This is a genomic window from Stenotrophomonas sp. Marseille-Q5258 (genome assembly GCF_946900935.1).
Lineage (GTDB): Bacteria > Pseudomonadota > Gammaproteobacteria > Xanthomonadales > Xanthomonadaceae > Stenotrophomonas > Stenotrophomonas nematodicola.
Window position 1 is genome coordinate 1 of sequence record NZ_CAMPPN010000025.1, and the last position, 21,458, is coordinate 21,458.

The 21,458-nt window shown below is 69.1% G+C and carries 17 protein-coding genes; 6 read left to right on the forward strand and 11 right to left on the reverse strand.

What is annotated here, in order from left to right:
- Positions 1-576 (forward strand): YdcF family protein (locus OC534_RS15830; protein WP_262072134.1); only part of this gene is annotated, 576 nt, incomplete at its 5' end.
- 33 nt (positions 577-609) lie between these two features.
- Here the strand turns inward: OC534_RS15830 and bioC are convergent.
- From bioC to bioB, 5 genes are all read right to left on the reverse strand, one after another.
- Entirely contained in the window at positions 610-1,494 is an 885-nt protein-coding gene (gene bioC, locus OC534_RS15835) for a malonyl-ACP O-methyltransferase BioC (protein ID WP_166473551.1), read from the reverse strand.
- 36 nt (positions 1,495-1,530) lie between these two features.
- Positions 1,531-2,313 carry an SDR family oxidoreductase gene (locus tag OC534_RS15840; protein WP_017355743.1) on the reverse strand — a complete coding sequence of 261 codons (783 nt, stop codon included), beginning with the start codon at positions 2,311-2,313 and terminating at the stop codon, positions 1,531-1,533.
- Between the two features lie 58 nt (positions 2,314-2,371).
- A complete protein-coding gene (bioH, locus tag OC534_RS15845; protein WP_017355742.1) occupies positions 2,372-3,133 on the reverse strand; it encodes a pimeloyl-ACP methyl ester esterase BioH in 762 nt (253 codons plus the stop codon).
- Between the two features lie 16 nt (positions 3,134-3,149).
- Positions 3,150-4,352 (reverse strand): 8-amino-7-oxononanoate synthase, encoded by a 1,203-nt coding sequence (bioF, locus tag OC534_RS15850; protein WP_017355741.1) that lies wholly within the window; start codon positions 4,350-4,352, stop codon positions 3,150-3,152.
- Positions 4,353-4,447: 95 nt separating this feature from the next.
- Positions 4,448-5,482, reverse strand: a complete 1,035-nt coding sequence (gene bioB / locus OC534_RS15855; protein WP_166473550.1) for a biotin synthase BioB — start codon at positions 5,480-5,482, stop codon at positions 4,448-4,450.
- A gap of 70 nt (positions 5,483-5,552) precedes the next feature.
- Here bioB and OC534_RS15860 point away from each other — a divergent pair, with 70 nt between their 5' ends.
- The 3 genes from OC534_RS15860 (at position 5,553) to OC534_RS15870 (ending at position 7,406) form a co-directional block, all read left to right on the forward strand.
- Positions 5,553-6,254, forward strand: coding sequence for a ComF family protein (locus tag OC534_RS15860; RefSeq protein WP_136005999.1), 702 nt, complete (start codon positions 5,553-5,555; stop codon positions 6,252-6,254).
- A 62-nt stretch (positions 6,255-6,316) separates the two neighbouring features.
- On the forward strand, positions 6,317-6,865 hold the full coding sequence (locus tag OC534_RS15865; RefSeq protein WP_017355738.1) for an HdeD family acid-resistance protein: 549 nt from the start codon (positions 6,317-6,319) through the stop codon (positions 6,863-6,865).
- A gap of 46 nt (positions 6,866-6,911) precedes the next feature.
- On the forward strand, positions 6,912-7,406 hold the full coding sequence (locus OC534_RS15870) for a hypothetical protein (protein WP_136005996.1): 495 nt from the start codon (positions 6,912-6,914) through the stop codon (positions 7,404-7,406).
- A 23-nt stretch (positions 7,407-7,429) separates the two neighbouring features.
- Here OC534_RS15870 and OC534_RS15875 read toward each other — a convergent pair whose 3' ends face one another.
- From OC534_RS15875 to OC534_RS15900, 6 genes are read right to left on the reverse strand one after another with little or no spacing between them, the layout of a single operon-like run.
- Positions 7,430-9,229, reverse strand: a complete 1,800-nt coding sequence (locus tag OC534_RS15875) for an MFS transporter (protein WP_017355736.1) — start codon at positions 9,227-9,229, stop codon at positions 7,430-7,432.
- Positions 9,230-9,281: 52 nt separating this feature from the next.
- On the reverse strand, positions 9,282-10,397 hold the full coding sequence (locus OC534_RS15880; RefSeq protein ID WP_017355735.1) for an N-acetylglucosamine-6-phosphate deacetylase: 1,116 nt from the start codon (positions 10,395-10,397) through the stop codon (positions 9,282-9,284).
- On the reverse strand, positions 10,394-11,170 hold the full coding sequence (locus OC534_RS15885) for a DeoR family transcriptional regulator (protein WP_017355734.1): 777 nt from the start codon (positions 11,168-11,170) through the stop codon (positions 10,394-10,396). Before OC534_RS15885 ends, OC534_RS15880 begins: the two co-directional genes overlap by 4 nt.
- Positions 11,171-11,204: 34 nt before the next feature.
- Positions 11,205-12,500 carry a D-tagatose-bisphosphate aldolase, class II, non-catalytic subunit gene (locus OC534_RS15890; RefSeq protein ID WP_262072135.1) on the reverse strand — a complete coding sequence of 432 codons (1,296 nt, stop codon included), beginning with the start codon at positions 12,498-12,500 and terminating at the stop codon, positions 11,205-11,207.
- A gap of 20 nt (positions 12,501-12,520) precedes the next feature.
- The gene (locus OC534_RS15895) at positions 12,521-13,447 is read right to left on the reverse strand and encodes an ROK family protein (protein ID WP_262072137.1); all 927 of its coding nucleotides are present in this window, start codon (positions 13,445-13,447) and stop codon (positions 12,521-12,523) included.
- Positions 13,448-13,453: 6 nt separating this feature from the next.
- A complete protein-coding gene (locus OC534_RS15900; protein ID WP_153165073.1) occupies positions 13,454-14,611 on the reverse strand; it encodes an SIS domain-containing protein in 1,158 nt (385 codons plus the stop codon).
- A gap of 322 nt (positions 14,612-14,933) precedes the next feature.
- On the opposite strand from OC534_RS15900, the gene OC534_RS15905 reads away from it, so the two are divergent.
- Complete coding sequence (locus OC534_RS15905) at positions 14,934-18,296, forward strand: TIM-barrel domain-containing protein (RefSeq protein ID WP_262072138.1); 3,363 nt, start codon at positions 14,934-14,936, stop codon at positions 18,294-18,296.
- A 148-nt stretch (positions 18,297-18,444) separates the two neighbouring features.
- Positions 18,445-21,417, forward strand: coding sequence for a TonB-dependent receptor (locus OC534_RS15910; protein WP_262072139.1), 2,973 nt, complete (start codon positions 18,445-18,447; stop codon positions 21,415-21,417).
- Positions 21,418-21,458: the final 41 nt, after the last annotated feature.

Sequence of the window (21,458 nt, forward strand, 5' to 3'; positions counted from 1 at the left end):
ATCCTGGGCTGGCTGTGGCGCCTGTGCATCCTGCTGGTGGCCTGGCTGCTTGGGGTGACGGCCTGGATCGTCTGGATCGGTGAGCGTGACCAGGCCGCGCAGGCCGACGCCATCATCGTGCTGGGTGCGGCGGCGTACGACGCCAAGCCGTCACCGGTGTTTGAAGAGCGCATCCGCCACGGCCTGGACCTGTACCAGAAGGGGTACGCGCCACTGCTGATCTTCACCGGCGGCTACGGCGGCAGCGGCGCGCGCTTCTCCGAGTCGCAGGTGGCACGCCGCTATGCGCTCAAGCAGGGGGTGCCGGACGAGGTGATCCTGATCGAAACCGCCTCGCGGACCACCCGCCAGAACCTGATCGAGGCCCGCCGCCTGATGCAGCAACGCAAGCTGCACCGGGTCATCATCGTCAGCGATCCGCTGCACATGGCGCGCGCGCTGCGGCTGTGCAAGGAACTGGGCATTGATGCGCTGGCGTCCTCCACTCCGAGCACCCGTTTCCGCAGCTTCCACACCAGCTGGCGCTTCCTGGCGCAGGAAATCTATTTCTTCCACCGCGACCTGTTCCCGTCGTAACGCGCACCCGCGCCGGTGGGGCCGAGCCTGCGGTCAGGTGGGCCTGCGGCGGATCGGGATCGCCGACACCGGCACGCTGGCGATGTCGTGCCCGCGCTCGCGGATCGGCGCGCCCGGGTCGGGTGCCCAGGCATGGGCGTAGATCACTTCCCAGCTGCTGGGGAGCTTGCCATCCTCGCGCCGCAGCGGCTCATAGGCGGCGCGGGCGGCATCGAAGCGGCCCCGCCCGGTCAAGGTGTGGCGGCGGTCGTGGCGTGCGTTGGTGGCGCCGATCGCCTGCAGTTCGCGCATCAGCGCGGGCAGGTCGTCATAGGTCAGGGTGAACAGATCGCGGTCCAGCACCGGATCGCGGAAACCGGCCATCATCAGCGCATCGCCGAACTGGGCAATGGGCGCGAACCGGCTGACATGCGGCACCGCATCGGCCTGCGCGAACGCGTCGCGCAGCTCGATCAGGGTCTCCGGGCCGAATGTGGAGCACACCAGCAGTCCACCAGGCTTGAGTACGCGGCGGAACCCGGCGAATACCGCCGGCAGATCGTCCACCCACTGCAGGCACAGGTTGCTGTAGATCAGGTCCACGCTCTGGTCCTGCAGCGGCAGCGCCTGCGCATCGGCGCAGACGCGTGCGAACGGCTTCCACCAACCCGCCTGCTTCTTCGCTTCGCGCAGCATCGGCTCGGCCAGATCCAGTGCAATCACCTGCGCCTTGGGCCAGCGCTTCTTCATCGTCGCGCTGGCATGGCCGGTCCCGCTGCCGATGTCCAGCACCACCTGAGGCTGGCGCTCGCCCAGGTAATCCAGCGATTCCAGCAGGCGCTTGGCCACCTCGCGCTGCAACGCTGCGGCGGCGTCGTAGCGGCTGGCGGCACGCGAGAACGCGCGGCGGACGTGGTGGGGATCGAAACTGGACGTCATGGAAGGCTCACTGCATAAACGGGGGTGGGACGGAAGTCAGAAGGTGCCGGGGTAGGCACCGCCATCGATGAGCAGGTTCTGCCCGGTGATGTAGCCGGCATGCGCGCTGCACAGGAAGGCGCAGGTGGCGCCGAACTCGTCGGCGCTGCCGAAGCGTCCGGCGGGAATATGGGTACGCTTGCGCTCGGCCAGCTGGCCGGCATCGATGCCCTGCTGCTGTGCCAGGTAGGCGAAGTTGCCGCGCAGGCGATCGGTGTCGAACTGGCCTGGCAGCAGGTTGTTGATCGTGACGCCGTGGGCGACGGTGCGGCGCGCGATGCCGGCCACGACACCGGTCAGCCCCGAGCGGGCACCGTTGGACAGGCCCAGCACGTCGATGGGCGCCTTCACCGAGGAGGAGGTGATGTTGACGATGCGCCCGAAGCCGCGCTCGATCATGCCATCCACGGTCAGGCGGATCAGGTCGATGGGCGCCAGCATGTTGGCGTCCAGCGCGGCCAGCCAGTCCTCGCGGGCGAACTGGCGGAAATCGCCGGCGGGCGGTCCGCCGGCGTTGTTGACCAGGATGTCCACCTGCGGGCAGGCCGCCAACGCGGCCTGGCGACCTTCGGGTGTGGTGATGTCGGCGACCACGGCCACCACCTGGCGTGCGCCGGGCAGGGCCAGCAGTTCCAGACGCGCCCGTTCCAGCGCAGCCTCACCGCGCGCGGCGATCACCACGTTGACGCCTTCGCGCACCAGGGCCCGCGCGCAGCCCAGCCCGAGGCCTTTGCTCGCGGCGCAGACCAGGGCCCAGCGGCCGGCTATTCCAAGATCCATCGTCAGTCTCGCGGGAAAGGGCGGAAAGGCATTTTCGGCGATGCGTGGCGGTGATGGCTCAGCCCAGGCCGGAAACAAAGTGTTGCAGGTGGCGGGCAACCTCGTCGGCATGGCCCAGGAACGGGGCATGGCCGCCGTGGGCGATGGTGTGCATCTCTGCCGCCGGCGTCAGCGCGGCCGCTGCCTGCATCGTGCGCGCCGCCACCAGCCGGTCGCGTTGCCCGGCCAGCCACAGGCTGGGCGTGCGCAGGGTCGGCAGGGCGCCGCGCAGGTCACTGGCTTCCAGCAGCCGCAGGCCGTCGTTCAGCGCGTGCGGCGCGGGTTCGCCACGTGCCACCAGCATCTCGCGCAGCGTGCGCAGTTCCTGCCGGGCATGCTCGGAGCCCATTGCATCCAGGGCCAGGAAGCGTTCCAGGGTGCCACGATAGTCGCGGGCCAGGTCCTGGCCGAACTGTTCGAACACGCTCGCCTCGACGGCGTCGGGCCAGTCCACCGCGCGCACGAAGCACGGCGTCGCGGCGATCATCACCAGCGCGCGCACCTGCGGCAGCGTGGCCGCCGCATGCAGCGCAAACAGACCGCCGAGCGACCATCCGCACCACACTGCCGGCGGCGTGGCGGCAGCGATCGCGTTGACCACGTAGGGCAGCCGCAGGGGCGTGGCGTCGTCGCGGCTGGCGCCGTGGCCGGGAAGGTCGACCAGATGCAGCTGGAAGCGGTCGGCGAGCCGCTCGACCAGCGGCGCGAACACGCCACCATGAAGGGCCCAGCCGTGGATCAGCACCAGTGCCGGTCCCTGTCCCACCACCTCGATCTGCATGCTTACCGCCTCTGCCTCATGCCGACAGGGCCTGCTGGTGCAGAACGCTGTCGCGTGCATGGGCGATGGCGTCGATCAGCGCGCGCACCTGGGCCGGGGTGTGCAGTGCCGACAACGTCACGCGCAGCCGCGCCTTGCCTTCGGGCACCGTCGGCGGGCGGATCGCGGTGACCAGGAAACCGGAGGTCTCCAAGGCGGCCGACATCGCCATCACGGTGGCCTCGGCACCGCACAGCAACGGCTGGATCGGCGTATCGGAGGCCATCAGGTCCAGCCCGTGCTGGCGCGCGCCGGCGCGGAACACGCCCACCAGTTCGGCCAGCTTCTCGCGGCGCCAGTCGTCACGACGGGCCAGCTTCACCGCGGCCAGCGTGGCGGCCGCCTGCGCCGGCGGGACGGCCGTGGTGTAGATGTAAGGACGCGCGGTTTCGGCCAGGTGCTGGATCATCGCCTCGTCGCCGAGCACCACCGCACCGCTGCCGCCCAGCGCCTTGCCGAACGTGGCCAGCTGCAGCGGCACATCGTCCACGCCCAACCCGGCCTCGGCCACGCAGCCGCGGCCGTGTTGACCGATCACGCCCACGCCGTGCGCATCGTCCACGTACAGCATTGCGCCCTGCATCCGTGCCACCAGCGAGAGGGAGCGCAGCGGGGCAAGGTCGCCATCCATGCTGAACACGCCATCGGTGGCCAGCATCGCCGCGCCTTCCGGCGCATGTTTGAGCTGGCGCATCGCGCCTTCGGCATCCAGGTGCGGGTAGCGGCGCAGGCGGCAGCCGGCCAGGCGCGTCGCATCGAGCAGGCTGGCATGGTTCAACCGGTCCTGCACGCAGACATCGTCTTCTTCGCTGAGCAGCGCCTGCTGCACGGCCAGGTTGGCGGCGAAACCGCTGCCAAACAGCAGCGCGCGCGGGTAGCCCAGCCACTCGGCCATCTCGCGTTCGAGCGCGTCATGCAGTGCGTGGTGGCCACAGACCAGGTGCGAGGCGGTGGCGCCGGCACCCTCGCGCGCAGCGGCGTCCTGCAGCGCGCTGACCACGCCGAACTGCTGGGACAGGCCCAGGTAGTCGTTGCTGCAGAAGCCGGTGAGCCACTGGCCATCGATCTCCAGCCGCACGCCGTCGCGCCGGGTCACCGTGCGACGCACGCGGATGCGTCCCTGGGCGTCGCGGAGCTTGCGCTGGGCCTGGATGCGGTCGTGCAGGTCGGGACGGGCCATGAGCGTGGTGGGCATGGGCGGCTGGGAAGATCCGTAGCGTACCCGGTTGCCGGGCCTGGCGCTGCCTGGCCCGGCCGGGCGGCCGATCGGCCGGCTCAGGCGGCCCGCCCGCAGCCGCCGGACGTGGTGATCCCGGCATGGACCGTGCCCGGGCGATCGTGGTCGGCGGCGTCCACCCGGACCGGCATCGGGCGCAGGCCCAGCCGCTCGAACAGGGCCAAGTCCCGCTCAGTATCGGGATTGCCGGTGGTCAGCAGCTTCTCGCCGTAGAAGATCGAGTTGGCTCCGGCCAGGAAACACAGCGCCTGCAGCTCATCGCTCATCGCCTCGCGCCCGGCCGACAGCCGCACCATCGCGCGCGGCATGGCGATGCGGGCCACGGCAATCATCCGCACGAACTCGAACGGGTCCAGTTCGGCGGTGCCATGCAGCGGCGTGCCGGCCACCTGCACCAGCCGGTTGATCGGCACCGAGTCCGGGTGCGCCGGCAGGTTGGCCAGCGCCAGCAGCAGGCCGGCGCGGTGCTCGCGGGATTCGCCCATGCCGACAATGCCGCCGCAGCAGGTCTTCAGCCCGGCCTCGCGCACGTGCTCCAGCGTGTCCAGGCGGTCCTGGTACTGGCGCGTGTGGATGATCGAATCATAGAAGTCCGGCGCGGTGTCCAGATTGTGGTTGTAATAGTCCAGCCCGGCGTCGCGCAGGGCGGCCGCCTGGTCGCCGCTGAGCATGCCCAGGGTGGCGCAGGTCTCCAGGCCCAGCGCCTTCACCTCGCGGATCATCGCCGCCACCTTGGGAATGTCGCGCGCCTTGGGCGAGCGCCACGCGGCGCCCATGCAGAAGCGCGAGGCGCCGGCGGCTTTGGCCTGCCGGGCCCTGGCAACCACGTCCTCGGTGGCCATCAGCTTCTGCGCATCCACCCCCGTGCTGTAACGCTGCGCCTGCGGGCAGTAGGCGCAGTCTTCCGGGCAGCCGCCGGTCTTGACCGAGAGCAGCGTGGAGACCTGGACTTCAGCCGGATCAAAGTGCGCGCGGTGCACGCTGGCGGCCTGGTGCAGCAACGCGGGCAGCGGCAGGGCGAACAGGGCCAGCAGTTCGTCGCGGTGCCAGTCGTGGCGGATGACGGAAGGCATGGGCAAGTCCTGACAGATAGTGGAACGAAAGGGCGGCAGTCTGGTGAGCGGACCGGCAACTGTCAACTACATGGACATTAGAAAAGTTTACGGAGCATGGGCGTGGCTGGGCCATCAGCTCCTGCCCCTGCGCTGCCTGCTGTGCGAGGCGCCCGGTGCGGATGGGCTGGATCTTTGCGCGGCCTGCCATGCCGGCCTGCCCTGGAACGATGCTGCCTGCCCGCTGTGCGCGCTGCCCTTGCCGGACGGCGAATGCACCGCGCGCTGCGGCGCCTGCCTGCGCACGCCCCCGCGCCAGCATGGCGCTGCCGCTACGTTTTTGTACGCCGCCCCGGTGGATGGACTGCTGCGCCGTTTCAAGTTCCACCATGACCTGGCGGCCGGCAGGCTGCTGTCGCAGCTGATGCTGCAGCGTGTACCGGCGTTCGTGGACGGCCCGCTGGCGCCGGTGCCGCTGCATCGGCAGCGGTTGCGCGCACGCGGCTACGACCAGGCGCTGGAACTGGCGCGACCGCTGGCGCGCGCGTTGGATCTGCCGCTGTGGCAGGGCGTGCAGCGCACCCGCCTGACCGCCCCGCAATCGGACCTGGAGGCCGATGCCCGCCGCCGCAATCTGCGGAACGCCTTCGGCGTGACCGGGCCCGCGCCGGCACGGTTGACCCTCGTTGACGACGTAATGACCACCGGCGCCACGCTGGATGCGGCCGCCAGCGCGCTGCAGGGCGCCGGCGGCACGCAGCTGCGGGTCTGGGTATGCGCACGCGTGCCGTGAGCAGGGCTTTCATGACCCGGCGCTAAGATGCCCATTCACCCTTCACACGGAGTGCGCTGCCGATGACTACCCCTCTTTCGCCGGTGCTGTCGCTGGTGGGCCGCAGCTGGTGGATCGTGCTGCTGTACGGCGTGGTGGCCGTGGTGTTCGGACTGATCGCGATCCTGCAGCCCCTGTCGGCCGCGACCGCGCTGGCATGGGCGATAGGCGTGATGGCGCTGGTGGAGGGCCTGATCAGCCTGTTCGCGGTGTTCGGCAACAGCGGCGTTCCGCGTGGCTGGCTGCTGCTCTATGCGGTGGTATCGCTCGGCTTCGGCGTGCTGGCGGTGCTCAATCCGCTGGCCACCGCCAGTGTGCTGATCCTGCTGCTGGCGGTCTGGCTGATCGTGGCCGGGCTGTACCGCATCGTGTTCGCCATCCGCGTGCGCAGGCACATCCGGGGCGAGTGGCTGCTGATCCTCAGTGGGCTGCTGGCCATCGTGCTGGGCGCGCTCATGGTGGCCAATCCCATCGCGGGCGTGGCTGTCACCACGCTGTGGATCGGCATCGGCAGCCTGATCTACGGCGTGCTGCAGATCGTGGTGGCCTTCCGCTTGCGACGGCTGCGCTGAGCCTGCATCCGGGCCACAATGCGCCAACAACCTCGAGGGAATGGCGATGCGCAAGGGATGGCGTTGGGGGCTGTTGTTGGGCGCGCTGGTGATGTCGGGGTGCAGCCAAGCGCCGTCGTCCGACGGGACGTTCACCCGGCCGGGCGCCCCGCCACGCAGCGGGGTGCGCATTGAAATGCGCGAGGCCGATACCGTGGCGCAGGCGGGCAGCGTGCCCGCGCGGACGCTGGATGGCACCCCCATCCATCTGGTTGGACCGCCGGTCATCACCGCGTCGGCCATTGCCAGTGTGCGCCAGGAGGTCGGACCCAATGGCCTGGCCACGCTTTACTACACTTTCACCGACGCGGCCGAACCGCGCATCCAGCGCGCGTCCGAGCGCCTGGTCGGACGCGTGATGGCGGTGAGCGTGGACGGTGACATCGTCAGCGTGGCGCATGTGAGCGCGCCGTTCGGCAAGTACATGCAGACCACCGGCCTGGCGCCGGACGATGCCGCACGCCTGGTGGAACGCATGACCGGCACGCCGGCCACACCCTGACCGGGTGTGGCGACGTGCTGCGATCAGCGGAAGTTGGCCTCGATCTGTTCCAGCGACTTGCCCTTGGTTTCCGGTAGCCAGAAGGCGGCGATCAGGAAGTACAGCAGGGTGCAGCCGGCCCAGAAGAAGAACATGCTGGCATAGCCGTGGTGGCCGACGGTGGGCAGGAAGATGGCCGCGATCACCGTGGACACGAACTGGTTGATCAACAGCGCGATGCTCATGCCGTTGGAGCGGATGCGGGTCGGCATCAGCTCGGACAGAGCCAGCCACACACACACGCCGGGGCCCACCGCGAAGAACGCCACGAACAGCAGGATGCAGCTGGCGACCAGCCAGCCGTGGGTGGGCGAGGGCACCGGGCCAATCATGGCGCGTTCGATCACCAGCGGTGCCTGCGCGGCCTGGGCGGGGTCCGGGAACGGATTGAGGTGCAGCCGGCGGAAGAACGCGCCGATCACACTGTCGTCCGACACCGCGTCGTTGCGACGGATCTCCAGCGTCGCATCGATCGGGTTGTCGCTGCGCAGCGCGCGCACGTTGCTGAAGCCGCCGTAGGCGTAGGACACGGTGAGCTGCTGCGGGCCAGCAGCGGCGCCGCCCTCCAGGCGCTGCCACTGTGCGGCATCCAGCGGCAGCGACAAGGTACTGCCTGCCACCTGCTGCTGCAGCAGCGGCTGCACATCCAGGCGGCCGCGTTCGCTCTGCACGAACAGCAGTGCGGCGGCCAGCAGCGCCACGGTGATGCCGCCGCTGCCCAGCATCAGCAGGAACTTGCGGCCCTTGCGGTCCACCAGCACGAGGGCGACCACGGTCATCACCGCGTTGAGCAGTTTGATCGCCACGTCGGCCCAGTTGGCCACCGCGCCGGGCAGGCCGGCCTGGTTGAGGATGTTCACCGCGTAGGCCAGCACCGAGTTGATGCCGGTGGCCTGGGTGAAGGCCAGCACCAGGCAGGCCAGCACGAACGGCCACACGTAACGGCGGCTCAGCAGCGGGTCGCGCGCGCCGGTGCCACGGCTGCGCACGGCCTCCGGGGCCTGCATGCGCTGCAGGGTCGGTTCGACCTCGGCGGCGGCAACGGTACGCTGCAGCGCGCGCCGCGCCGCGTCGACACGCCCGCGGCGCACCAGCCAGCGCGGCGATTCGCTGATCAGCAGCACGCCGGCGGTGAACACCAGCCCGGGCAGCAGGCAGCTCCAGAAGATGGTGCGCCAGGCATGGTCCTTGACATCGAACAGCAGCCGCTGCTGTTCCTCGCCTGGCAGGTGGCGCACGGCCGCGGCCGCTGCGTCCACCGAATGCGCGTGGTACAGGCCGATCACCGCCGCCAGCACCAGGCCGACGGTCAGCAGCAGCTGGAACATCGCCGCGCCGCGCCCGCGTCGCTCCGGGCTGAGCACCTCGGCCAGGTACAGCGGCACCACCACGCCGATCAGGCCGCCGCTGATGCCCTGCAGCAGGCGGCCCATCAGCAGCGCTGCATACCCGTCCGACAGCGCCATCACCGGAATGCTGGCGGTGAACAGCAGGCCGGCCAGGAACATCGCCCCGCGCCGCCCGATCAGGTCGGCGACCATGCCGGCGAACAGCGAGGACAGCACGCTGCCCAGCAGCACGGCGGCCACCACGAAGCCCAGCTGCTGGGTGGTCAGGTGCCAGCTCGCGGTCGCGGTGGCTTCCAGATACGGCAGGGCGCCGGCGATGATGCCGATGTCGATGCCGTAGAGCAGGCCGCCCATGCCGCCGATGAACAACAGATAGCGTATCGGCCAGCGCGGGGCGTCGGCGTACACGGGCTGGGCTGCGGAAACGTCGTTCATCGGGCCGGTCCTGTCCTGCGTTGCATGCGCCGCGACGGCGCGGGGTCGGCGCTCAGTCGAGCGCGATGTCTTGGCCTTCCACCGTCACGGCGCGCACGCGCAGGTCGCGGTCGAGGATCACCAGGTCGGCCCAGGCGCCGACGGCGATGCGGCCACGATCGGTGAGGCCGAGATAGTCGGCCGGGTAGCGCGATACCCGGTTGGAGGCGTCGGCAAGGTCCAGCCCCAGTGACACCAGATTGCGCAGCGCCTGGTCCATCGTCAGCGCACTGCCGGCCAGCGAACCGGTGGACAATCGCACGCAGCCCAGGCACTTGTGCACGCGCTGTACGCCCAGCGCGTACTCGCCGTCGGGCATGCCGGTGGCCGCCGTGGCGTCGGTCACGCAATACAGGCGCGGAATCGCGCGCAGCGCGGTACGGATCGCGCCGGGATGCACGTGCTGCAGGTCGGGGATCAGCTCGGCGTACTGCGCATGCGCCAGGGCGGCGGTGGCGATGCCGGGCTGATAGTGGTCCACGCCGGTCATGCCGTTGAACAGATGGGTGAAGCCGGCCGCGCCCGCCTCCAGTGCGGCCACGCCATCGGCATAGCTGCCGGCACTGTGGCCGAGCTGCACGCGGATGCCGAGCGCGTTCAGCGCAGGAATCAGCGCGAGATGCTGGCCGATCTCCGGGGCGAGGGTGAGCACGTGGATGGGGGCAATCGCATGCAGGCGGCGCACGTCCTGCAGCGTGGCTTCGACCACCAGGGGCGGTTGCGCGCCGAGCCGCTCGGCACTGATGAAGGGGCCCTCCAGATGCACGCCCAGGACCCGTGCCATGCCCGGTGCCCGCGTGCCGATCGCACCGGCCAGGCCCTGCAGCGCCTGCACGATGTCGTCCTCGTGCGCGGTCATGGTGGTGCCCAGCATCGCCGTGGTGCCGTGGCGGGCATGCGCCCGCGCGACGGTGCAGGCGCTGTCGCCGCCCTGCATGATGTCCACTCCGGCGCCGCCATGCACGTGCAGGTCGATGAAGCCGGGCAGGATCAGCGGAACCTCGTCGTCATCGCGCGGATCGCGGTGCGCGGTGTCGATGGCGCGTACACGCTGGTCGATGTGGAGGTCGCCACGCACCCAACCGGTGTCGGTGAGCATGCGGCCGTGCAGGGTGCGGGGGTCGGTCAAGGGGGCGACTCGGCGATGATCACTTCGACGCCCAGCCGCTGCAGCCCGTCCAGGTACTCGCTGTCGATGCTGGCGTCGGTGATGATGGTGTGGACCTGGTCCAGCCGCGCGATGCGGTGCAGGCTGACGCGGCCGAACTTGGAGGCGTCGGTCAGCACCACGATGCGGCGCGCGCGCTCGACCATGCGGTGGTTGAGGCTGGCTTCGGCCTCGTGGTGGGTGGTCAGGCCGAACTGCAGGTCCAGGCCATCCACACCGAGGAACAGGGTGTCGAAACTGTAGGTGTTCAGACTGGCCTCGGCCTGGCTGCCCTGCAGCGACAGCGACTGCTTGCGCAGCAGTCCGCCGGTCAGCAGCAGCTCCACGCCCGGCGCATTGGCCAGCTCCCAGGCGATGTTCAGTCCGTTGGTCATCACCGTGACGTCGCGGTGCCCGCGCAGGTGGCGCGCCAGCGTCATGGTGGTCGAGCCGGAGTCGATGATGATGTTGTCGCCCGGTTTGACCAGCCGCGCGGCGTGTACGCCGATGCTGTCCTTCAGCGGCAGGTTGAGCGCATCCTTCTCGTGGATGTCCTGCTCCTGCGGCGGCGTGCGCACCAGCGTGGCACCGCCATGCGTGCGCGTGGCCAACCCCTGCGATTCGATGTGGGTCAGGTCGGCACGGATGGTCACCGCCGACACGCCAAAGCGGCCCACCAGCTCGCTGACCTGCACGTTGCCGTGGTCGACCAGCAACTGCAGGATCTGTTGGCGGCGCTGGCGTGTGTTTCGCATGGGGGCGGTTCCGTCCGGAAAGGAAAGCCGAAGCTTACCGTTCCGAAAGCGCCTTGTTGCGATTGCAGGCCCGGGCGTACTCGGCCAGACGCAACGCAACCTTGTGCTGGATCAACGCCAGCGGCTCGGCGCGCAGGGCGCCGGCTTCGATCGCCTTCTGCTGTTCCGGCAGGAACTGGCTGAGCAGGGTCTGCGGCGGCACGTGTGCGGTCAGGTTGGTCACCAGCGTGTCCAGCGCGGCCTGGACCGCCGGTTCTCCCCAGTAGTAGCGGCTGCGGTCGCTCAGCGAATACGCGCGCAGCAGACGCAGTTCGTGTTCGTCGCCGTGGTAGTAGCTGCGCCAGCTGGCGGGCTTGTCGACCATGCAGCGGTCGAGCACCTCGATCAGGTTCGAACGCTGTGCGGGCGGCAGCAGTGCGTCCTCGATCATCGCCAGTGCGAACACGGCCTCGCGGAACGCATAGGTGGCAGCCGGGCCGACTTTGAGGATGGCGAAGTGGTCGCGCACCAGCGCGTGCAATCCCGCCTCGGTCTGGTAGTCGGTGGAGTGGGCTTCAAACACGATGCGCGGCTGCTGCTCGACGAAGGCCGACAGGTCCGCGGCGGCGGCCGGATCGTAGTAGTGCACGCTGCTGTGGTCGAAATCCACGCCTGGCTGCACCACCATCGCGATCACCCGCTCCCATGCCGGCAGCAGGTCCGGCGCGGCGAAGGCCTCGCGGTGGATCGCCAGCGTGGTGGCCGCTGCGGCCGGCGTGGTGACCTGCAGGCCGCCGGCCAGCGACGCTTCGCCGCCGGGGACCGGCACTTCGGTGCCGATCACGTAGACGGGCGGTGGCAGGCCGTGCTCGGCTGCGGTGCGCTCGGCGATGCGCGCCAGCTCGGCCGAGCGCGCCGCCACGATCGCGTCCGGCAGCGGCACCGGGTCATCGGCGCAGGACATGCTGCAGTCCAGATGGATCTTGTGGAAGCCGGCCGCCACGTACGCGGCAATCAGCGCGCGGGCATGGGCCATCGCGGTCTCGGCCGGGCCCTTCTGCCAGGCATTCGGGCCGAGGTGGTCGCCGCCGAGGATCAGGCGCGCGGCGGGGAAGCCTGCGCGGGCGGCCAGGGCAAGCACGTAATCGCGGTACTGCGGCGGGGTCATCCCGGTGTAGCCACCGAACTGGTCGACCTGGTTGGAGGTCGCTTCGATCAGCAGCAGGGTGTCGTGGCGCTGCGCGACCTGCATCGCGGCCAGCAGCACCTGTTCGTTGCTGCAGCAAACGCTGTACAGCCCGACGGGGTGGCCCTGGCGGTGGGCGGCGATCAGCGATTGGACGGCGGACATGGCAACTCCGGAGGCGGTATTCAGGGGGAAGGGTGGTGCTGGCGGGCGAGCAGGGCCGCGCCACGCGCGCCGCCGGCATCGCCGAAGGCCGGCGGCAGGATCGGGGGCACGCGCACCCCGGCGAACAGGTACGGGGCAATGGCGGCGGGCAGGTCCCGATAGAGCTGCTCCAGCTTCGACAGCCCGCCGCCCAGCACGATCACGTGCGGATCCAGTGCCAGGATCAGGCTGGCGAAGCTGTAACCAAGCAGGTCGCGGTGGATCGCCAGCGCCTTCTGCGCGACGGCATCGCCGGTCTGCGCGGACGCGACCACCGCGCTGGCGTCGAGGTCGTCCCCGCCGCAGCGCGCATGGATCATCGCCAGGCCGCTGCCGGAGACGTACCGCTCCAGGCAGCCACGCAGGCCGCAGCCGCAGTCCAGCAGTGGCAGGTCATGGCGATGCTGCAGCGTGGCCGGGAGGCTCCAGTGGCCCCACTCGCCGGCAATGCCGTTGCTGCCGGCGACCAGATGCCCGTCCAGGCAGTAGCCACCGCCCGCGCCGGTGCCGAGGATCACCCCGAACATGCTGCGGTAGCCCGCGGCGGCGCCGTCATGTGCTTCGGACAGCGCGAAGCACTGCAGGTCGTTGCCGAGCACCAGCGGCCGCTGCAGGCGCGCCTGCAGGTCCACGCCAACGGTGCGCCCGGTCAGGCCCGGCACGTTGGCACTGAGCTGGCGGCCGCTGTCGCGGTCGCGCACGCCGGGCAGGCCGATGCCGACGGCCACGCCGGGCCGGCCGAGCGCCGCATCGGCGGCCGTGACCAGGTCGTCCACCGCCTGCAGGAACGCAGGGTAATCCTGGGTCGGCGTGGCCACGCGCTGGCGGTGCTGCACGGCCAGCGTGGCGTCGCACGCCACCAGTTCGATCTTGGTGCCCCCGATGTCGATGCCGTACCAGGTGTGCATGCGTGCTCAGCCGTGGGAGTGGATGGTCACGCCCTGCACGACCCGGTTCACGGTGCCGTCCGGGAACGGATTGTCCGGGGTCAGGCCGAGCGCGGCGGAACGTTGCAGCGCGTAACACTGCGGCACCAGCAGCCACAGGGGCGCCAGCCACGGATCGGGCAGGTCGGCGACGTCGAGCACGAAGTCGCCCTCGGCGCGGTCGTCGCCGTCCGGTCCGATCGAGATCACCCGGCCGGCAATGCCGTCGCGGCGCAGCTCGTTCAGCAGGTCCTGCTCGTAACGGCGCGACAACGGCTGTGCGCTGCGCAGCATCACCACCAGCGTGTCAGCGTTGAGGGTGGACTTGGGACCGTGGCGGAACCCCAGCGGTGTGTTGGCCAGGGCCAGCACGCGCCCGGCGGTGAGTTCGAGCACCTTCAGCGCGGCTTCGCGCGCGGTGGCTTCCAGCGGGCCGCTGCCGAGGTAGATCACACGGGTATACGGTGCCTGTGCCAGTGCTCCCACAGCGGCGTCCCACGCGTGCAGGGCCTGTCCGCCGTGCGCGGACAGCTGCTGCAGGCGCTGCAGCCGCTGCGGCCACGGCGCGCGATCGAACGCACTGAGGGCGGCCAGCAGCATGCAGGTCAGGCTGCTGGTCATGGCAAATGCACGGTCGCAACTGGCCGGCGGCATCAGCAGCGACAGGGTGTCGCTGCGGCCCTGGCCGCGCCGGGCCAGTTCGCCATCGGCGTTGCAGGTGATGTCCAGAAAGCGCGCCTCGTCCACCTGGCCGCGCACCAGGTCCACCACCGCTACGCTTTCCGGGCTGGAACCGCTGCGCCCGAACGACACCAGCAGTGTCGGGCGGTCGCGGCGCAGGTACAGCGCCGGATGGGTGAGCAGGCTGGTGGTATGGATCGCGCGGATCTCCGCCGGCCACTGCGCGTTGAGCTGGTCGGCCACCATCTCGGCGATGAAACCCGAGCTGCCGGCGCCGGTGAAGATCACCCGCTGATCGGCATGGCCCAGGCGTTCGCCAAGGAAGGCATCGATGTCGGTCTGGCGGCGATCGAGCAGATCGGCCAGCGCGGCCCACAGGCCGGGCTGCTGGGCGATTTCTTCCGCCGTGTGGGCGCCGCCGAGGCGCTGCCAGGCGGGCAAGTCAGGGAGCAGAGAAGCGTCCATTCGCAATTCCTGTTGGGCGACCGCACCTTCTGCGCTTTCTTTCGAAATGTCAAATATCGAAAGAAAAAGAAAAGCAGGGTTCGTCACAATTTTCGATCGGAATCGGTTGAAACTTGGCGCAGATGGCGCACTGCATCAAGGTTTCAGGCGATACAAACCCAGTATTCAGGTGGTGTTTGGAAAGTGTTGCTTTGCATCATCTTTCGTTTATGAGAAAATATCCTTCATTTTTCTTTGCAATTTATTGACATCTTTCGAGGCCCTGCCCTAGAGTCGGCCGCAATGGTTTCGGATACCCGCCGAACGCGGGCTTGGGGGCAAGGTGGAAACCCGTATACGTCATGCCGGTCTGTCGGTGGCTGTGGTCGCTGCCTTGGCGCTGGCCGCCGCGCCGGCCATCGCCGAGCCGCTGGGCAATCTGCGTACGATCGCCGCCGCCCCCGCCCGGGACGGCAGCCCCGGCTGGGAGATCCGCACCGATACCGGCGCGACGCTGCGCGTGGACCTGCTGCGCACGGATCTGCTGCGCGTGCAGGCCGGTCGCAACGGCACGCTGCGCCCGGCGGGCGACAAGGCCGCACCGATCGTGGTGCCGCAACCGGCTGCGAACGTCGCCTTCAAGCTGGAAGAAGATGGCAACGAAGTGCGCATCCGCACCGACGCCCTGGTGCTGCATATCCAGCGGCAGCCGCTGCGGCTGGCGCTGGATCGACGTGACGGCGATCGCGACGTAGCGCTATGGCGCGAGCTGCAGCCGCTGGACCTGGACACCGCACAGAGCGTGCAGGTGCTCTCCAGCGAAGCCGGCGAGCACTTCTACGGCGGCGGCCAGCAGAACGGGCGCTTCGAGTTCAAGGGGCGCGAGCTGGAGGTGTCCTACTCCGGGGGCTGGGAAGAGGGCGACCGGCCCAACCCGGCGCCGATGCTGCTCAGCGCGCGTGGCTGGGGCATGCTGCGCAACACTTGGAGCGATGGCACCTACGACCTGCGCCAGGCCGACCAGGCCACCCTGCTGCACCGCGAAGACCGCTTCGACGCGTACTACTTCGTCGGGCCTGACCTGCACACGCTGCTGGACCGCTACACCGCGCTGACCGGCCGCGCCGCGCTGCTGCCGCGCTGGGCGTTTTCGTATGGCGATGCCGACTGCTACAACGACGGCGACAACCGCAGGAAGCCCGGCAGCGTGCCCGACGGCTGGAGCGACGGCTCGACCGGCACCACGCCGGACGTGGTGGACAGCGTGGCCCGGCAGTACCGCGAGCACGACATGCCCGGCGGCTGGATCCTGCCCAATGATGGTTACGGCTGCGGCTACACGAAGCTGCCCGAAACCGTGCAGGGCCTGGCGAAGTACGGCTTCAGGACCGGCCTGTGGACCGAAAACGGTGTCGACAAGATCGCCTGGGAAGTGGGCACCGCCGGCAGCCGCGTGCAGAAGCTGGACGTGGCCTGGACCGGCAAGGGCTACCAGTTTGCAATGGACGCCAACCAGTCCGCGTTCAACGGCATCCTGCACAATTCCGACTCCCGCCCGTTCCTGTGGACGGTGATGGGCTGGGGCGGCATCCAGCGTTATGCCGTGGCCTGGACCGGCGACCAGAGCAGCAGCTGGGACTACATCCGCTGGCACATCCCGACCCTGATCGGCTCGGGCCTGTCCGGCATGGCCTACGCCAGCGGCGACGTCGATGCGATCTTCGGCGGCAGCGCCGAAACCTTCACCCGCGACCTGCAGTGGAAGAGCTTCACGCCGGTGCTGATGGGCATGTCCGGCTGGTCGGGCAACGCGCGCAAGCATCCGTGGTGGTTCGATGAGCCCTACCGCAGCGTCAACCGCGACTACCTCAAGCTGAAAATGCGCATGACCCCGTACATGTACGGGCTGGCGCACGATGCGGCGACCACCGGCGCCCCGCTGCTGCGCGCGCTGATGTGGGACTACCCCGAGGACCCGCAGGCCTACACCGAAGCGCACAAATACCAGTTCCTGCTCGGCCGTGAGCTGCTGATCGCGCCTGTCTACCGAAGCCAGGCGGCCAGTCGTGGCTGGCGCCGCGACATCCACCTGCCGCCGGGTCGCTGGATCGACTACTGGGATGGCCGCCAGCTGCTGGCCGGTGCGCAGGGCCGTTCGCTGGACCGCCCGGTCGATCTGGCCACCATCCCGGTGTTCGTGCGTGCCGGCGCGATCATTCCGATGTACCCGGAGATGCTCTACGACGGGCAGAAGCCACTCGATGAAGTGACCTTCGATCTGTATCCACAGGGCACCTCGCAGTACACGCTGTACGAGGACGACGGTGCCACCCGTCGCTATGAAACGGGGGAGTCGAGCACGCAGGCGATCACGGTGCAGGCCCCGGCGCAGGGCAGCGGGCCGGTGCAGGTGCGCATCGATCCGGTGCAGGGGCGCTATGCCGGCCAGTTGCCGCAGCGCCGCTATGCGCTGCGCGTGCTCAGCCGTCAGCGACCGGCCGCGGTCACGCTGGACGGTCGTGCGCTGCCGAGGCTGGCAGACCTGGCCGCCTGGCAGGCAGCGGGCGAGGGCTGGTATTACGACGCGGCCGAACGCCGCGGCACCCTGCATGTGCGCACCGCGCCGGTCGACATCCGCCAGGCGCTTGCGCTGCAGCTGGATCTGCCCGCCACCGCCGCAGCCGCCGACGATGCCTTCCCGGCCGCCCCGGCACTGGGCCGCGCGCTGCCCTCCGACAGCCTGCTGGTGGTCAACCGTCCGGCCGAGGAACCCGGCTACGAGCTGGAGAAGGCGTTCGACGACGATCCGGCCACCTGGTTCCGCACGGTGCGCAATCAGGCGGTGAAGACCGGTGCGCACGAATGGGTGATCGGCTTCGGCGAACGCAAGCTGATCGACGGCATCCAACTGGCGCCGCGCAACGACCAACACTGGAAGCACGGCCAGGTGCGCGACTACGAGATCTACCTGGGTGACAGCAATGGTGAGTGGGGCGAGCCGATCAAGCGCGGCCGCCTGACCCTGCAGCAGGGCACGCAGCAGATCGACTTCCCTGCCCATGCCGGCCGCCTGCTGCGCTTCCGCGTGCTGGGCACGCAGAACCCGGACGGCGACGGCGCCAGCGGGGCCGACCCGATGGTCACCGCCGCGCAAGGCAGTGTGGCGCGCGCGGTCGATGCGCTGCAGCCCCGCGATGTCGGCCCGATCGTGCTGTCCACCTTCCGCGTGCTGGAACATCAGCAGATGGAGAAGCCCGCGCAGCAGCTGTATCTGTCCGCATTGCCGCTGCCGGCCAGACTGGCGTCGCAGGTCGCAAGCGACCACGCCTTCGGTGGCCAGGTCGACATGCGCATGAACGGCCTGCACTTCCGCCGCGGTCTGGGCGTGGGTGCGGCCAGCCGGATCGACCTGCAGCTCAAGGGCAACTGGCGCCTGCTGCGCGCCGACCTGGGCATCGACGACCAGTGCCGCGCCGCCGGCGGCATGCAGTTCCAGGTCTGGGGCGACGGTCGGCTGCTCTACGACAGCGGTCTGGTGAAAGCGCCTGGTGTGGTCAAACCGGAGCTGGACGTGCGCGGCCTGCAACGGCTGAGCCTGCGCACGCTCGGGGCGCAGGGCGACATGCCTGCGCAGGTCTGTGGCAACTGGGCCAACGCGGCCCTGATCGGACAGGAGGGCGATACCGCCAGCATCGTGTCGCCCTGACGCCGCACCCCGCGCGCGACCCACCCGTTTCTGAACTGCTCTCTCCGTTTCCCGTCTGCGGCCCTCCGGCCGCGGCACGGGGGACGTTTGCCTGACATCCACCCATCCACCGCCAGCCCCACGCTGCGGATCGAACAAGGAGACACAGATGTTGACCGAACGCCATCGCCATCGCTGCATCCCCGCCACGCCCTTGTCCATCGCACTGGGCCTGGCCCTGGCCGCCGCCGGCAGCGCCGCTGCGCAGGATGCCACGCCCGATCCCACGGCCACCGAGCTGTCGCGGATCGAAGTCACCGGCTCCAACATCCGCCGCAGCGATGTGGAAACCGCCTCGCCCGTGCAGGTGATCAGCAAACAGGACATCGAGAACATGGGCGCGCGCACCCTGTTGCAGGTGCTCGACAACCTGCCGGCCGCGCGGCCGGGCCAGCAGGATTCGCGCTCGCTGTTCACCGGCTCCGACGGTGCCTCGCAGGCCAACCTGCGTGGCCTGGGGGCACAGGGCACGCTGGTACTGCTGAACGGCCGACGCCTGTCGTACTACGGCGCACCGGCGGGTTTCCAGACCCAGTTCGTCAACATCGATGCGATCCCGGCGGCGGCGATCGAACGCATGGAAGTGCTCACCGACGGCGCCTCGGCCGTGTACGGTACCGACGCGGTGGCCGGCGTGATCAACGTGATCACCAAGCGCAACTATCAGGGGGCGGAAGTCAGCCTCACCACCGATACCTCTTCGCGCATCGATTCCTATGGCGAACACCAGGGCAGCATCACCGCCGGTTTCGGCGACCTGGACGAGGACCGCTACAACGTCTACGCCTCGGTCAACCTGTACCGGCGTGACGCGATTCCGCTGAGTGACTTCTACAACAAGCGGCCGCCGCAGTATTACGTCAACAACCCGAACTACATTCCCAACCTGCGACTGGGCACCGGCAGCAAGCCGGGCGAGTTCAATCCGGGCAGCTACTTCGCCTTCGACCCGGTCACCGGCCGGCGCGTGCAGGAAGCCGCACCGGGCTGCAACAACGTGCTCACCACCGAAGCGGCCGGCTCGCGGTGCATCTGGGAAACCTGGATGAACAACGAGATCGACGCCGGCGCCAAGTCCGAACGCAACACCGCCTACGTCAACGCGCACTTCCTGATCGGCGACAGCACCGAAGCCTTCGCCGAAGCGACCTACACCGACATCGACCTGACCGCCAACGGCGGCACGCCGCGCGCCTATGGCACCACCACCGGCAACCCCACCAGCTGGTTCTCCCGCAACACCGGCACCACGGTCAACCAGTTCCTGTACCCGTACCTGGGGCCCAACAACGAGTACAACCATGCCAGCCCCGAGCTGAAGGCATTGATGGGCGGCGTGGTGGGCCTGCAGTACCTGCTGCAGGACGTGGGCGCCAACCACTTTGGCCAGCGCAATACCGACCAGAGCTACCGCGTGGTCACGGGCCTGCGCGGAACCGCCGGCGACTGGAACTGGGAAACCGCTTTCGCCACCGCCGGTTCCCATTCGGTGACCTACCAGACCACCAACGTCAACCTGGCCGGGTTCCAGAAGGCCTTCGGCCCTTACACCATCGATCCGGGTACCGGCCGGGTGATCATCTCCGACCATCCCGCCTACAAATTCGGTGAGATCAGCGACGCCAACGCCGCACTGATCCGCGAGGCCTTCCCCACCTTCGACATCGAGTCCTGGACCCGCCTGCACACGCTGGACGGCAAGATCGAAGGCCCGCTGTTCACCCTCCCGGCCGGTGAAGTGCGCGCGGCCTTCGGCTTCAACGCCACCCGCGAAACGTTCTACACGCCGGGCAACCCCGACGCGGCCAATGGCCTGATCACCCAGCAGGGCGGCTCGTGGTTCGACGGCAGGCGCAACACGTACGCGCTGTTCGCCGAAACCGTGGCGCCGCTGACCGACAAGCTGGAACTGGAAGCCGCGCTGCGCGTGGACAAGTACCCCGACTTCAGCGCCAACCTCGCCCCGAAGCTCGGCCTGACCTACCAGATGTTCGACCAGCTGATGCTGCGCGGCACCTATTCCGAAGGCTTCCGCGCGCCGAGCCTGGCCGAAGCGGGTACCGGCGGCGTGTTCGCGCAGATCGGCGGCTACCGCGACGAACTGCGCTGCAACGAAACCAACGCGATCGCCAACCTGCTGCGCCGGTCCGCGCGCCCCGGCGATGTGGACCTGGGCAATTCACTGCTCAACAGCGACTGCAGCCGCAACGTCGCCCGCATGACCCAGCCCAACCAGGACCTCAAACCGGAAAAGGCCAAGATCGCCACCGCCGGCGTCGTGTTCGAACCGACCCAGTGGCTGTCGGTGTCGGCCGACTACTGGTTCATCTACCGCCGCAACGAGATCGCCGCACCGGACTACAGCAAGGCTGAAGACATCCAGTCGATGACGCGCTCGCCAATCACCGAGGCCGACCTGGCCAACCAGGCGGCGCTGGCGGCCATGTGCGCCGACCCGGCCAGCGGCGTGGCATGCCCGGCCACCCTGCCGGGCTACAGTGCAGGCAACGTGCTCAGCGTGGTCGGCCAGTACAAGAACCGCGGCCGCACCCTGATCGACGGCTTCGACATCGACGCGCGCACCCGCTTCACGCTGGGTGACTGGGGCACCCTGAACGTCGGTGTTGCCGCCACCATCCAGCGTCGCAAGGAGACCTACACCGACGACGAGCTCGGCTGGTACTACGGCAACACCATCGGCTACTACGGCAACCCGCGCCTGCGCGCGACGTTGAACGCCGACTGGAACTACCAGGCCTTCACCACCAGCTTCTTCATCAACTATGTCGGCGGCACCAAGTGGGCGTGGGACCGTATCGATGCCGAGGACAACAATCCCGAGACCTGCACCGGTGGCTACCTGGCACTCAATCCGGCCCAGTGCGACGGCGTGCCGTCGTGGTGGACCGCCAACCTGAGCGTGGCCTGGCGTCCCGACGCGCACTGGAACATCGGCTTCACGGTCAAGAACCTGTTCGATCGCATTCCGTTCTACGATCCGAACAGCTTCCTGGGCGACTCCAGCGATTACGCCACCATCTACGGCCGTGGCTACAGTCTCACCGTCGGCTACAAGTTCTGACGTTTCCACCGCGCCGGTGCCTGCCGGCGCGGTCTTTCGAG